Source organism: Micromonospora sp. 4G55 (assembly GCF_016803375.1).
Window position 1 is genome coordinate 1 of the sequence record NZ_JAEVHN010000139.1, and the last position, 12,241, is coordinate 12,241.

Below are 12,241 nucleotides of genomic sequence, written 5' to 3' on the forward strand. Positions count from 1 at the left end.
CGGCTCGCGCAGGGTCAGCGCCTCGGCGCCGCCGTCCGGGCGCGGCAGGGTGATCCGGGCGGTCACAGCCGGATCTCCTCGATCTCGACCCGTCGCCCCTCCCGGGCGGACTGCAGCCCGGCCTCGGCGAGCTGCACCCCACGCACGCCGGCCATGAAGTCCCACGGGAACGGCTCGCCGTCGACGACGTGCCGCAGGAACGCCTCCCACTGCACCTTGAACCCGTTGTCGAAGTCCTCGTTGTCGGGGACGGTCTGCCACTGGGCGCGGAAGTTCTCGGTGACCGGAAGGTCCGGGTTCCACACCGGCATCGGGGTGGCGCCGCGGTGCTGGATGCGGCACTCGCGCAGCCCGGCCACGGCGCTGCCGTGCGTGCCGTCGACCTGGAACTCGACCAGCTCGTCCCGGTAGACCCGGACCGCCCAGGAGGAGTTGATCTGTGCGGTGATGCCGCCGGCCAGCTCGAAGATGCCGTACGCGGCGTCGTCGGCGGTGGCCCGGTAGGTCTGACCGGTCTCGTCCACCCGCTCGGGGATGTGCGTGGCGATGTGCGCGGTCACCGCGGTCACTGGGGCGAAGATCTGCTCCAGCACGTAGTGCCAGTGCGGGAACATGTCCACGGTGATGCCGCCGCCGTCCTCGGCGCGGTAGTTCCAGCTCGGCCGCTGGGCGTCCTGCCAGTCACCCTCGAACACCCAGTAGCCGAACTCGCCGCGCACCGACAGGATCCGGCCGAAGAAGCCGCTGTCGACCAGCCGCTTGAGCTTGCGCAGGCCCGGCAGGAAGAGCTTGTCCTGCACGACGCCGTTCTTGACGCCCCGGGCGGCGGCGAGCCGGGCCAGCTCCAGCGAGCCGGTCAGCCCCTCGGCGAGCGGCTTCTCGGTGTAGATGTGCTTGCCGGCCTCGATGGCCGCCCGGATGGCCTTCTCCCGCTGCGCGGTCACCTGCGCGTCGAAGTAGATCTGGTGCGAGTCGTCGGCGAGCGCGGCGTCCAGGTCGGTCGTGTACGACGTCAGCCCGTGCCGGGCGGCGATCTCGGCGAGCTTGGCCTCGTTGCGGCCGACCAGGGTCAGCTCCGGCCAGATCCGGCTGCCGTCGCGGGCGGGCAGGCCGCCCTGCTCGCGGATGGCGAGCAGGGACCGGACCAGGTGCTGCCGGTACCCCATCCGTCCGGTCACCCCGTTGAGGATGATCCCGATAGACGTGCGCTCCACGTGTGTTTCCTTCCAGTGGTTATTCGGCGGTCGTCGTCGCACCCAGCAGGTCCCGGATGCGTCCCGTGGCACGGGCGAACTCCGGCGCCGACATGGTCTGGCCGTAGTCCCGCTCGACGGGAAGGTCGACATCGATGACCTCGGCGACGGTGCCGGGTCGAGGGGTCATGACGATCACCCGGTTGGCCAGGTAGACCGCCTCCGCGATGGAGTGGGTGACCAGCAGGACGGTGGTGCCGGTCTCCCGCCAGATCCGCCGCAGTTCGACGTTCATCTGCTCGCGGGTGAGGGCGTCGAGCGCCCCGAACGGCTCGTCCATGAGCAGCACCGGGGGGCGGTGCAGCAGCGCGCGGCACAGGGCCACGCGCTGCTGCATGCCACCGGAGAGCTCGTTCGGGTACGCGTCCTCGAAGCCGGTCAGCCCGGTCATCGCGATCAGCTCGTCGACGCGCTGGCGTGCCTGCGCCTTGGGCATGCCCCGCATCTCGGCCTGGAGCAGGATGTTGCGCCGGGCCGTGCGCCACTCCAGCAGGGCGGCGCGCTGGAAGACGTACCCGATGTCGCGCCGCGGCCCCCGCACGTCCTCGCCGTGCAGGCGGACCTGGCCCGACGACGGCCGCAGCAGGCCGGACACCAGCTTGAGCAGCGTGGACTTGCCGCAGCCGGAGGCGCCGACGATGGCGACGAACTCGCCCGGCTCGATCCGCAGCGAGACGTCGCGCAGCGCGGTGACGTCCTTCTTCTTGGTGCGGAACCGGACCGCGACCTGGTCGATGTCGACCGCGGCGCCGGTCGCCGTGGCGTCCGCGGAACGCTGCGTGGTGGTGTTGCCGACCGTCATCGGTCTCATCCCTTCGGTGCGAAGCTCGCGTCCCAGTAGGCCGACGGCGACTCCGCCTTGGTGATCACGCCGGCGTCGGCGAAGACGGTGATGGTCTTCTGCCAGTCGGACTCGTCGTTGACGCCGGGGGCCTGGCCCTTGGTGGCGTCGGTGTGCAGCAGCTGCAGCGTGGCGTTGAACTGGTCGGTGAGCACCTTGGCCGACGGCAGCTGCTGGGACGCGCCCTGCATGGCCGCGACCGCGCCGGCCGCGTCCTTCTCGGCCGCGGACCAGGCCTCGCTGCTGGCCGCGACCATCCGCTTGACCAGGTCCTGCTTGTTCTTGATGGTGTCGTTCGAGGCGATCAGGCCGTTGCTGTAGAAGCTCAGGCCGTGCTCGGCGAACTTCAGGTAGGAGACCTGCTTGCCGGCCTTCTCCTGCATGGTCGGGCCCTGGTCGGTGGCGAAGCCGAGCAGCGCGTCGGTCTTGCCCGACATGACGGCGGCCATCTTGCCGGCCGGGTCGGTGTTCTGCAGGGTCACGTCGCCGGCGGCGAGACCGTTGGCCTTGAGGAACGCCGGGAAGGTCTTGCTCAGCGCGTCGCCGGCCGTGGAGGCGATGGTCTTGCCCTTGAGATCGGCGGGGGAGGCGATGTTCTTGTCGCTGAAGAACTGCACCGACGACGGCGTGGTCTGCAGGAAGACGCCGACGCTCTTGACGTCCATCCCCTGGCCCACGGCCGAGAGCAGCGCCGGGGTGTCGGCCCAGCCGAAGTCGGTCTGCCCGGCGGCGGTGGCCTGCACGGTCTTCTGCGAGCCCTGCCCGGCCTGGATGGTCAGGTCGATGCCGTGCTTGGCGAAGATGCCCTGCTTCTTGCCCAGGTAGAACGGCGCGTGCTCGCCGTACGGGTACCAGTTGAGGGTCAGGGTGACCTTGTCCAGGCCCTGGGCGTTCTTCTCCTGCTTGTCGGAGGACGAGCCGCAGGCGGTGGCGGCCATAAGGAGCGCCGGCACGAGCGCGACGGCGAGAGTACGCAACTTCATCCGAGGGTTCTCCTGTTCACATCGTTGTGGTGGCGGCGTCGGTGCGGCGGCTGGCGTGCCAGGGCAGAACCAGGTACTCCAGCAGTTCGACGACGACGAAGAGGATCACGCCGAGCAGCGACATGATGATCAGCCCGGCGAAGAGGGTCGGGGTGTCGAGGTTGCCGTTGGCCTGCAGGATCACGTAGCCGAGGCCCTCGTTGGCGCCGACGAACTCACCGACGACGGCGCCGGTGACGGCCATGGTGGCGGCGACCTTGAGGCCGGCGAACAGGTGTGGCAGGGCGGCGGGGAACCGGATCTTCCGGAACGTCTGGGCCGGGCCCGCGCCCATGGTCGCCGACAGTTGCAGCATCTCCGGGTCGATCGACTTCATGCCGGTGACGGTGGAGATGACGATCGGGAAGAAGGCCATCAGGACCGCGACGACGACCTTGGGCGAGAGCCCGAAGCCGAGCCACACGATGAACAGCGGCGCGATCGCGATCTTCGGGATGACCTGGGCGAACAGCAGCAGCGGGTAGAGGCTCTTCTCGACGGTGGGGGAGTAGACCATGACCACGGCGGCGAGCACGCCGACCACGATGGCGATGGCGAAGCCCAGCACCGTCTCGTACGTGGTGATCCAGGTGTGGTGGAGGAAGTAGCCCGGCTGGGCGAGGACGACGTCCAGCGCCGTGCCGGGTGACGGGACCAGGTAGGGCTTCACCAGGTCCGCGGCGGTGACCACCCACCAGACGAGGAGGATGGCCACGAGGACCGCGGCGGGGCGCCACGTGTTCCGGGCGAACCGGCGCAGGCCGGCGCCCGCCCCGCCCGGGCGGCGGGCGGCCGACGCGGTGACGCCGGCGGGAGCGGTGCGCTCCGCTTGCTCGATGGTGCTCTGCGCGGCCATGACCCTCCGTTCTCCCTGGCTGGCCGGCGGTTTCCGGGTACTCAGCCGTTGGGTAGGCGCGTGCCGTCGGCAGGGCCGGACGACCCCGGTGAGGACGGGGAAGCGGCCCTGAATGCGCTTTCAGTAAGCGCTTTCAGGGTGCTACGGTAACCACGCCGAAATAATCCGGTCAAGAACTTCCGCAGGGGGAAAACGATGCAGCCACGGGCGCACGTGACCTTGGAAGACGTGGCCAGAGCCGCCGACGTCTCGCTGGCCACCGCCTCCCGGGCGCTCAACGGCATGCGGGTCACCCCGCAACTGCGCGACCGGGTCCTCGCCGCCGCCGAGAAGCTGGCGTACACCCCCAACGCGCATGCCCGGGCCCTCGCCGGCGCCTCGCACCGCACCGTCGGCGTCATCTGCCACGACGTCACCGACCCCTACTTCGCCGCCGTCGCCGGCGGCGTCATGCGGGTGGCCGGGGACAACGACCTGCTGGTCATGCTGGCCAGCACCTTCCGCGACCCCGAGCGGGAGATCGCCTACGTGTCGATGCTGCGCGCCGAACGCGCCCCGGCCATCCTGCTGATCGGCTCCGGCTTCGAGGACGCCCGCTGGGAGCGGGCCCTGGAGGCCGAGCTGAAGCCCTACCTGGACGGTGGCGGCCGGGTCGCGGTGGTCAGCCGGCACCGCAGCCTGAAGGTCGACAGCGTGCTGCCGGAGAACCGGGCCGGCGCCGCCGCCATGGCCCGCGCCCTGCTCGACCTCGGCCACCGCCGGTTCGCCGTGCTCTCCGGCCCGCGGGCGCTCACCACCGTCGCCGACCGGCTCGGCGGCTTCCGCGACGAGCTGGCCAAGGCCGGCGTGGCGCTGGACCCGGCCGACATCGTCGAGGGCCCCTTCACCCGCGACGGCGGATACGGCGCGATGTCCGAGCTGCTGGCCCGGGGATCGGCGGCGACCTGCGTGTTCGCGCTGACCGACGTCATGGCCATCGGCGCCTGCGCGGCGCTGCGCGACCACGGCCTGTCCGTCCCGAACGACATCTCCGTCGCCGGCTTCGACGACATCCCGATCGTCCGTGACCTCACCCCGGCGCTGACCACGGTGGCGCTGCCGCTGCAGCGCCTCGGGGAGAAGGCGATGGAGCTGGCGCTGACCGAGAACAACGGACGACGGCGCCGGCTCCTACGGATGGGCGGCGAGGTCGTGCTGCGCGGCAGCACCGCCAAGGTGGGCTCGTGACCCCGCTCGCCGCCGACCTGGCCGGCCTGACCATCGACGCGGTCGAGACGTACGCCGTCGCGCTGCCCACCATCCGCTCGTTCGGCGTCTCCGGCGGCTCGGTCGCCGTCGCCGGCACGCCCAGCATCCGGGTGCTCGTCAAGGTCACCGCCGGCGGCGTCACGGGCTGGGGCGAGGCCACCCCGATCCCGGCCTGGACCTACGAGACCGCCGAATCCATCGTCACCACCGTCGACCGATACCTCGCCCCGGCCATCCTCGGCCGCCCGGCCTGGGACCTCGACGGGGTGACCACCGCGTTCGACCGCGCCGTCAACCGCGGCTTCACCATCGGCGCACCCCTCGCCAAGTGCGCGGTCGACGTCGCCCTGCACGACCTGCTCGGCCGCGCCCTGGGCGTGTCCGTCGGGGTGCTCTGGGGGCAGCGCCGCCGGGAGACCATCCCACTCGGGTGGATCGTCGCCGGGCAGACCGCCGGCGAGGTGGCCGACGCCGTCGCCGAGGGCAGCGCCCTCGGATACCAGGCATTCAAGGTGAAGGTCGGCCTGCACAGCGAGGCCGAGGACGCCGCCGTCGTCCGGGCCGTCCGCGAGGCCGCACCCGGCGCGGCGCTCTGGGTGGACGCCAACCAGGCGTACACCGGGGACGCCGCGCTGCGGATGGCCCGCCGGCTGGCCGAGTACGACGTCGCCGCGTTCGAGCAGCCGCTGCCGGCCAACGACATCGCCGGGCTGCGCCGGCTGCGCGATGTGTCGCCGGTGCCGGTCGCCCTCGACGAGAGCCTGCGCCACCCCAGCGATTTGGCGACCTTCGTCAAGCTCGACGCGGTCGACGTGGCCATCGCCAAGGTGCAGCGCAGCGGCGGGCTGACGCTGTCGCGGCGGCTCTGCGCCCTCGCCGAGGACGCCGGGGTGCGGCTGATGGGGTCCGGGCTCACCGACTCCGACCTGGGGCTGGCCGCATCGCTGCACCTGTTCGCCGCGTACGGCATCGACACGCCGGTCGACCTCAACGGCCGGCAGTTCCTTACCTCCTCGTACGCCACGGGGGCGACCGTGGAGGTGCGGGACGGCGTCGCGCAGGTGCCGACGGGGCCGGGGCTCGGCGTGGAGGTGAACGAGTCGGTGGTGCGGGAACTCGCCCTCGACGTGCTCGCCAGCTAGTACTCCAACGTCACTTCGCCTGTCCGCTGGTCGGAGTCTGTGCTGGTAATGGGATCGGCGGGCTCGGGCTTGGGATGTTCGCCGCCAGATTGACCAGTGCAGGGTGTGCGCTGGTGGTAGCGGCAGGGCGAGGACGAAGGCGTTGAGGAGTCGTCGGATCTCGGCCACGGTCAACGGGATCTGCCGGTTGTGGTCGGCCTGGTCGGTGGAGGTGGCGGCGAGGACGGTCAGTAGGGCCAGGGCGAGCATGGCCAGGGTGATGAACCGGTGCCAGCCGGTCCAGCCGCGGACCTGGTAGTGGTCCAGGCCGACCTGGCCTTTGCCGGTCTGGAACAACTCCTCAATGCTCCAGCGGGACCCGGCGACGCGCACGAGGGCGTGCAGCGGCACCGGTGTGGCCGACCAGCACAGGTAGTAGGCCAGCTCGCCGGTGCGGCGGCTCACCCGGACCTGGCCCGCTCGCTGCTGCGCTACGCCGCCCACTGGGACCCATACGAGACATAGATTTTTGGCTCCGGGTCCGTCGGAGGACGATGGCATGTCAGGCCCGGTAGTCTCGAGCCGTGCAGTTGCAGCTCGGTCGAGGTGATGACTCCACCGGAGCTGTCCGAACCGACCCTGCACCGGTGAACCGGCTGACAATCGTGACCATGCTTGAGGCTGACGACTGGGCAGTGGAACTTCGGTCTCCTCTATTCCTACGCCCTGGGCAGCATGTATGGATTGAGGGCGCAGTGGTCTTCGTTCGGCAGCCGGGTGGCGACGTGATCCGCTACGACGGGGATGGCTTTTGGCTCTGCCGGTAGCACCCTCCACCCGACCGTGTCAGGCTCTATCGGCATCCGGATCTGGCACCCCTCTGTGTCAAGAGACGGCGAGGAGCGGTGTTCTAGGCTGATGCTCGGCGGGTCCGGGAAGTGACTTATCCGAAGTGCTGGCCATGGGGATCAGGTCGGCCGCGCTGGATTGCAGAGTCGCCCCCACGTGTCCTCCCGGGCCCGTCCTCACTCGCTTCGCGTCTTTGATCATTTGCTTGTAGACGACGTCGGACAGACGTCGTTTGAGAGCCCGCATGGCTTCCATCGGTGTCTTGCCCGCGGCGAGTTTGCGCCGGTAGTAGGCGCGTCCTTCGGTGTCGTGACGTAGCTGGACAACGGCCATGATGTGCAGGGCCCGATTGATGCGCCGGTTCCCGGCCCGGGACAGGCGGTGGCGTTGCTGGTCGCCGGAGGACGCGTCCAGGGGCGCGGTGCCGTTCCAGGAGGCGAAGTGCCCGCGGCTGGCGAAGCGGCTGATGTCCGCGACGTCGCCGATCAGGCGGGCGGCGCCGGAGGGGCCGATGCCGTTGAGGTCCTGCAGGCTGCTGCCGGTGGTCTCGACGAGCTCGGTCAGTTCCTTGTCCGCGGCCTTGATCTTCTTGTCGACCTGGGCGAGCTCGGTGATCAGTTCCGACGCCAGCCGCCGGCGGGTGGCCCCGACAAGATCGCGCGGCCGAACCGTGTTGAGCAGGGTCCGGGCCTGCGGGGCGGACAGGAACTTCTTGGCTCCCCCGGGCAGCAGTTCCAGCAGGAGTTTGTGGATGCGGTTGAGCAGATCAGTGCGGGCATGACCGAGGCCGTCGCGGCGGTCGACGAGCAGCCGCAGTGCAACGGTCGCGTCGTCGACGGCAACCTGCCGCAAACCCTTGGTGCGTAGGGCTGCGACGGCGACGCTGTGGGCGTCGACCGGGTCGGTCTTGCGGCCCTGACCGGTGTCGAACACCCGGGCCCGCGCGGACAGTCTCGCCGGCACGTCCACCACGGTCTCGCCGTCGGTGACGAGGCGTTGAGCGATGTGCCGGCCGATGCCGTTGCAGCCCTCCACCGCCCAGATCCGGTCCTTGTGCTGCCGACCGAGCTTCAGCATCGTCCGGTAGCCGTCGCGGTCGGTGCCGAACCGGCCCTGGGCAAGGACCTTCTCGCGGTCGTTGATGATCTCGATGGTCGCGGACCGCTTGTGCGGATCCATACCGATGATGACACCTCTCACGCTCGTCCTCCTCGATCAGACACGGGTGATGTCAGCGAGGAGGGCAGCGCTACTTCGAGCTGGGCAGACCCCTCTTGAGCCTCTCCGCGCCACGGTGACCGGCAGGACGCATGCCAGATGAGAGCCACACCAAACCGCGGTGGGCAGCCGATGAGAGAGCGACCCCGCCGGTCACCTCGACCAAGCCTGGCCGGGCTGCGGTCGTAGCGCCAGTCAACAAGTAGCCGCCGACCGGTCGTCGCGGTGTGCGACGGACGCGCAGACCGTCGCGCTCGGCCGTGCCAATAAGATGCGGATGCCCATGAGGCGTCTGGCACCATGGCCCCGTGCGGCGAGATCCGACCGGGCCACCGACCTCCGTGCTGGCGGGCGCCAACGTGGTGCTCGTAGGCCTGTTCCCAGCAAAGGACAAAGAGTCCGGCGCGAAGCTCGACCTTCTGGCGGCTTCGGTGGAGGCACATGGTGGGCAGGTGGTGGGCCGGCACGTCCAGCGGCGGGGTGTCTCGCACGGCGGTGCGGTCAAGATGATCGCACCGTTCTCGCGGCGGACACTACTTAGCCCCGGCAAAGCGCGCGAAATCGCTCAAGCCTGCCGGGCCGCGGAGGTCGGCGTTGCGGTCTTCCTAAACCCGCTGACGAAACATCAACGAGTTGTCCTCGGCGACACGTTCGGGTGCATCGTGATCAGCAGCGAGGACCTCTTCGCCCCCGGCCGGTGAAGGCCCGGACATAACACGATCCGCGCTACGCGGCGTGGCGGCCTCTGGTTCCCGCCGTAGACGACGTTGTCGCCATACCAGATGATTGGTCGGCACGCATCCTGGGCCAGCCCGACGGCGTGGTCTCGTTGATTGATGAGCAGGCAGTCCAGATGGAGGTCTTCCATGTCGACACTGCTGTGGCCCGCGATCATATCGAGCGTGTCCGCGCTGCTCGGAGTAGCGATGGGTGGCTTCCTAACCGCACGGGTGCAGAAGCGGCAGTGGGCTCGGGGCCAGCAGATCGAGGCGTGTGCGGCGATCGTGGTCGAGTCGACGCGCGTTCAGCTGTCACTACGTGGGCAGTGGAAGCACGACCAGCGTGTCGACTGGATGCCATGGAATGAAGCCCTCGCGAAGATCAGCCTGGTCGCCGACCGAGCGGTCGTCGAGGCCGCGGGCGAGGTAGATGCGGTGTTCTGGCAGCACAGTGACCGCATCGACCGCGGCGAAATCGCCGATGAGGCCGCGTGGTTCGTGGCGACGGAGCTGATGAAGGCCGCGCGGTTGGCGTTCGTCAATATAGCGAAACGTCACGTTTTGGGCTCAGCGGACCGGCTCGACCGGCTGCCGGTACGCCGGCCAAGCGGCTACATGCCGGGCGTCGGCGGCACTGCGCCCAGCCCGTCCGACCCGCCGTGACCTTGTTCCACCGCGCCGCCTGCCGACCCTGTCGCGCTCTAGGTGACTGGGCTGTGGTCAACCCGAGAGTCAGGTAGGTCGTGCCGTGCCCCAGCTCACGCGCCGACTGCGCGGCGGCATCGCCTCGCAGGATCAACGGCACGTGTCCGGCGAGCCGTTCGGCGGTGGCGTCGTCAGGCACCAGGGTGACGGCGACGGCGCGACCGGATTGGTGCTGGTAGGCAAGCTTCGCTGCTCCCCGCCTGGCCGGGTCGCGCTGCAATCCTGAACCCGCTGGTGACGGGGCTGCTCCGGATCTGCCTACGGCGGGGTCGGGATCCGGGGGAGCGGGGTGGGAGCAGCCGGGGGCGCTGAACGGCAGTCAACTGCACCCAACGGCGTCGAACAGCCCTCAACGGCACCCGCGCCGACCTGCGGTTCTGTGTTTCCGCAGGTCAGAGGCGGTGCGGGCGTCCTGCTTCACACCGAAGAGGTCACTGGTTCGATCCCAGTATCGCCCACCCTAAATATAGGCAGGTAGAAAGCCCGTCACCGGCGCCGCCGGTAACGGGCTTCTCCGCTGTTGTCCCTTAAATTGGGAGCAGATTGGGAGCAGGCGTTCGGCTCGGGAAACGGGCCGCCCAGGTTCGGGCGGGACAGGCGGGTTGCGTGCGACGCCTAGACTTGGTTCGGACGTTCCCCGCAGGTGGGGGAGGTGTGGGTTCAAATCCCACACGACGTACAGGCGGTGGCCGGGCTGATCCTTGCCCTCACCCTGGTTCGCCTCGTTCATGACCAGAACAAGGTGGCTCCGGGGGAGCAGAAGGAGGAAGCCATGACCAGTCGAGAAAAGTCCCTGAGGTCGAGGTTCCGACAGCTGATAGCAGCGATGACCGAGACAGTCTGGGCGTACGGGGTTGGGGTAGCGGCAGCCCATCCCTTGCCTGTGGGGCACGTCCTAAGTTTGGCGGAGCAGGGCCTACCGCCGTTGCGCTGCCGCGCACGGGCCCCTTACCGCATGGCGCTGCGCAGCACCTCCGCCGTGTACGGCAGGTACTGCGCGTCGAGCAACAGCCCGCGCAGCAGCCTGCCGAGCAACCGTTCGACGACGGCGTGAGTCGAGCCGGTCAGTTCCGCAGTGTCCGCGGTCGTGGTCGCCTCGTACACGTCGGTGTCGTAACGGTCCCGTAGGTCCAGGCCCATGCCCCTAGTCGCCTCGTGCGGCACCGCGTCCTGCAGGCCCTCAACGCGTACGCCGATCTGCCACTGCCCTTGATAGCCAGTGTGCCGGTCGGCTACCAGCCCGGCCAGCAGCAGTGTCGCGTGGACCATGCCGAGCAGCCACGGGGTCCACACCATCCGGTATTCGTCGCGCAACCCGGTCTGCGGGCGCCGCTGCTCGACGACTTGCCCGGACATAAGGGTCAGCGATCCGTCCTCGTGCAGGGTTAAGTCTCGCAGCCCTTGCTCGGTCAGGTCGTTGCGGCCAAAACGCCGGCTGAGTACGGCCCCGTAAGCGCGGCGCCGCAGGGTGTCGGCCCTGGGCAGATGCGAGTAGTTCAGCTCGGCGGCAACCCGATTCAGCAGCATGTGCACGTCTTGCAGCAGGTTTGCCGAAGTCAGGAGCGGCACTAGTGCCTCAGCGGCCCCGGCGGCCGGGCGCACGATTAGGTATAGGTGGCCGGTCTCGCGAGTCTGCGCGGGGAAGGGATCACCGGCGGCGAACTCACGCAGCTTGTCGCGGATGTCGGTGGCAAGCAGGGCACGGGCGGCGAGAATCCGGCGGACCTTCTCGTCGGTCAGTCGTTCGTTGCCCTTGTCGGTGCGACCCCAGTAGACGCTGTCAACCATGTGCGGCGCCAGCGGACTCGGCGGGACCAGCACCAGCAGGCAACCCCAACCCGGCCGGGCCGGGTCAGGGACCTCCACGCAACGCACAGTGACTGGTGGGCTGACCCGGGTGCCAGCGACTGCGGTGACCCGGTCGGCCAGCCCGGCCAGCTCAACTCCAACAACTTGTCCGGCGCGGCTGTGGTCGTCGGCGACGCCGATGACGAGCATGCCGCCGTCGACGGCCATCGCGGCGAGGTCCTTGGCGATCTCGGTGTTGTGGTGTGCACGGCCACCGGCCGTCGCCAACTCCCTCTTCAGGTCCACCCAAGCGCTCTCGTCGAGCAGACCGCCGCTAGCGGCGTCGATGATGTCCTGCCATGTCTGCGGATACCACCGGTCACGGTTAGGGCCGAGGTACACGATCACCGGTGTCGAGGTCACCCGTATGTCATACACCAGGGTGTATTCCAAAGCTGACCCGCCAGTTCCGGACCAGGGGTTCCCGGACCTAGTGTTCTGTCTCAGTTTTGACTAGCCACTTGCTGAAGGGCGACTCGTCCACGTCGGACCTTGGTCAGGATCGATTCGGCGGTGGCGGTCCAGACGAACGGCTTCGGGTCGTCGTTATGCACGCGCAGG

General features: G+C 69.3%; 12 protein-coding genes and 1 pseudogene. 6 read left to right on the forward strand and 7 right to left on the reverse strand.

The annotated features are described in order from the left end of the window. Nucleotides 1-62: 62 nt before the first annotated feature. From JNW89_RS14190 to JNW89_RS14205, 4 genes are read right to left on the reverse strand one after another with little or no spacing between them, the layout of a single operon-like run. Nucleotides 63-1,214 carry a Gfo/Idh/MocA family protein gene (locus JNW89_RS14190; protein ID WP_238449295.1) on the reverse strand — a complete coding sequence of 384 codons (1,152 nt, stop codon included), beginning with the start codon at nucleotides 1,212-1,214 and terminating at the stop codon, nucleotides 63-65. Between the two features lie 19 nt (nucleotides 1,215-1,233). Beyond that, nucleotides 1,234-2,055, reverse strand: a complete 822-nt coding sequence (locus tag JNW89_RS14195) for an ABC transporter ATP-binding protein (protein WP_238449296.1) — start codon at nucleotides 2,053-2,055, stop codon at nucleotides 1,234-1,236. Nucleotides 2,056-2,060: 5 nt separating this feature from the next. Further along, complete coding sequence (locus tag JNW89_RS14200) at nucleotides 2,061-3,077, reverse strand: ABC transporter substrate-binding protein (RefSeq protein WP_238449297.1); 1,017 nt, start codon at nucleotides 3,075-3,077, stop codon at nucleotides 2,061-2,063. A gap of 16 nt (nucleotides 3,078-3,093) precedes the next feature. Next, nucleotides 3,094-3,972 carry an ABC transporter permease gene (locus tag JNW89_RS14205; protein ID WP_238449298.1) on the reverse strand — a complete coding sequence of 293 codons (879 nt, stop codon included), beginning with the start codon at nucleotides 3,970-3,972 and terminating at the stop codon, nucleotides 3,094-3,096. A gap of 228 nt (nucleotides 3,973-4,200) precedes the next feature. Here JNW89_RS14205 and JNW89_RS14210 point away from each other — a divergent pair, with 228 nt between their 5' ends. The 3 genes from JNW89_RS14210 (at nucleotide 4,201) to JNW89_RS38760 (ending at nucleotide 6,866) form a co-directional block, all read left to right on the forward strand. Next, nucleotides 4,201-5,199, forward strand: coding sequence for a LacI family DNA-binding transcriptional regulator (locus JNW89_RS14210; RefSeq protein ID WP_238449299.1), 999 nt, complete (start codon nucleotides 4,201-4,203; stop codon nucleotides 5,197-5,199). Continuing rightward, complete coding sequence (locus tag JNW89_RS14215) at nucleotides 5,196-6,362, forward strand: enolase C-terminal domain-like protein (protein ID WP_238449300.1); 1,167 nt, start codon at nucleotides 5,196-5,198, stop codon at nucleotides 6,360-6,362. Before JNW89_RS14210 ends, JNW89_RS14215 begins: the two co-directional genes overlap by 4 nt. Nucleotides 6,363-6,629: 267 nt before the next feature. Further along, a complete protein-coding gene (locus tag JNW89_RS38760; protein WP_375155091.1) occupies nucleotides 6,630-6,866 on the forward strand; it encodes a hypothetical protein in 237 nt (78 codons plus the stop codon). Nucleotides 6,867-7,226: 360 nt separating this feature from the next. Here the strand turns inward: JNW89_RS38760 and JNW89_RS14225 are convergent, their stop codons facing one another. Continuing rightward, nucleotides 7,227-8,390, reverse strand: coding sequence for an IS110 family transposase (locus JNW89_RS14225; RefSeq protein WP_238449301.1), 1,164 nt, complete (start codon nucleotides 8,388-8,390; stop codon nucleotides 7,227-7,229). Between the two features lie 326 nt (nucleotides 8,391-8,716). On the opposite strand from JNW89_RS14225, the gene JNW89_RS14230 reads away from it, so the two are divergent. The 3 genes from JNW89_RS14230 (at nucleotide 8,717) to JNW89_RS14240 (ending at nucleotide 10,058) form a co-directional block, all read left to right on the forward strand. After that, on the forward strand, nucleotides 8,717-9,109 hold the full coding sequence (locus JNW89_RS14230; RefSeq protein WP_238449302.1) for a hypothetical protein: 393 nt from the start codon (nucleotides 8,717-8,719) through the stop codon (nucleotides 9,107-9,109). 165 nt (nucleotides 9,110-9,274) lie between these two features. After that, nucleotides 9,275-9,790 (forward strand): hypothetical protein, encoded by a 516-nt coding sequence (locus tag JNW89_RS14235; RefSeq protein ID WP_238449303.1) that lies wholly within the window; start codon nucleotides 9,275-9,277, stop codon nucleotides 9,788-9,790. Nucleotides 9,791-9,875: 85 nt separating this feature from the next. After that, complete coding sequence (locus JNW89_RS14240; RefSeq protein WP_238449304.1) at nucleotides 9,876-10,058, forward strand: hypothetical protein; 183 nt, start codon at nucleotides 9,876-9,878, stop codon at nucleotides 10,056-10,058. 722 nt (nucleotides 10,059-10,780) lie between these two features. On the opposite strand, the gene JNW89_RS14245 is transcribed toward JNW89_RS14240, so the two are convergent. Both JNW89_RS14245 and JNW89_RS14250 read right to left on the reverse strand, forming a co-directional pair. Next, on the reverse strand, nucleotides 10,781-12,073 hold the full coding sequence (locus JNW89_RS14245; protein ID WP_238449305.1) for a helix-turn-helix domain-containing protein: 1,293 nt from the start codon (nucleotides 12,071-12,073) through the stop codon (nucleotides 10,781-10,783). A gap of 50 nt (nucleotides 12,074-12,123) precedes the next feature. Continuing rightward, a pseudogene (locus JNW89_RS14250) lies at nucleotides 12,124-12,241 on the reverse strand (IS630 family transposase); the annotation flags it as partial.

What these genes read in the sequence shown, in the direction of transcription:
- JNW89_RS14235 (WP_238449303.1), top strand. Translation starts at nt 9,275, where the DNA reads ATGTCGACACTGCTGTGGCCCGCGATCATATCGAGCGTGTCCGCGCTG.
- JNW89_RS14205 (WP_238449298.1), bottom strand. Translation starts at nt 3,972, where the DNA reads ATGGCCGCGCAGAGCACCATCGAGCAAGCGGAGCGCACCGCTCCCGCC.
- JNW89_RS14200 (WP_238449297.1), bottom strand. Translation starts at nt 3,077, where the DNA reads ATGAAGTTGCGTACTCTCGCCGTCGCGCTCGTGCCGGCGCTCCTTATG.
- JNW89_RS14195 (WP_238449296.1), bottom strand. Translation starts at nt 2,055, where the DNA reads ATGACGGTCGGCAACACCACCACGCAGCGTTCCGCGGACGCCACGGCG.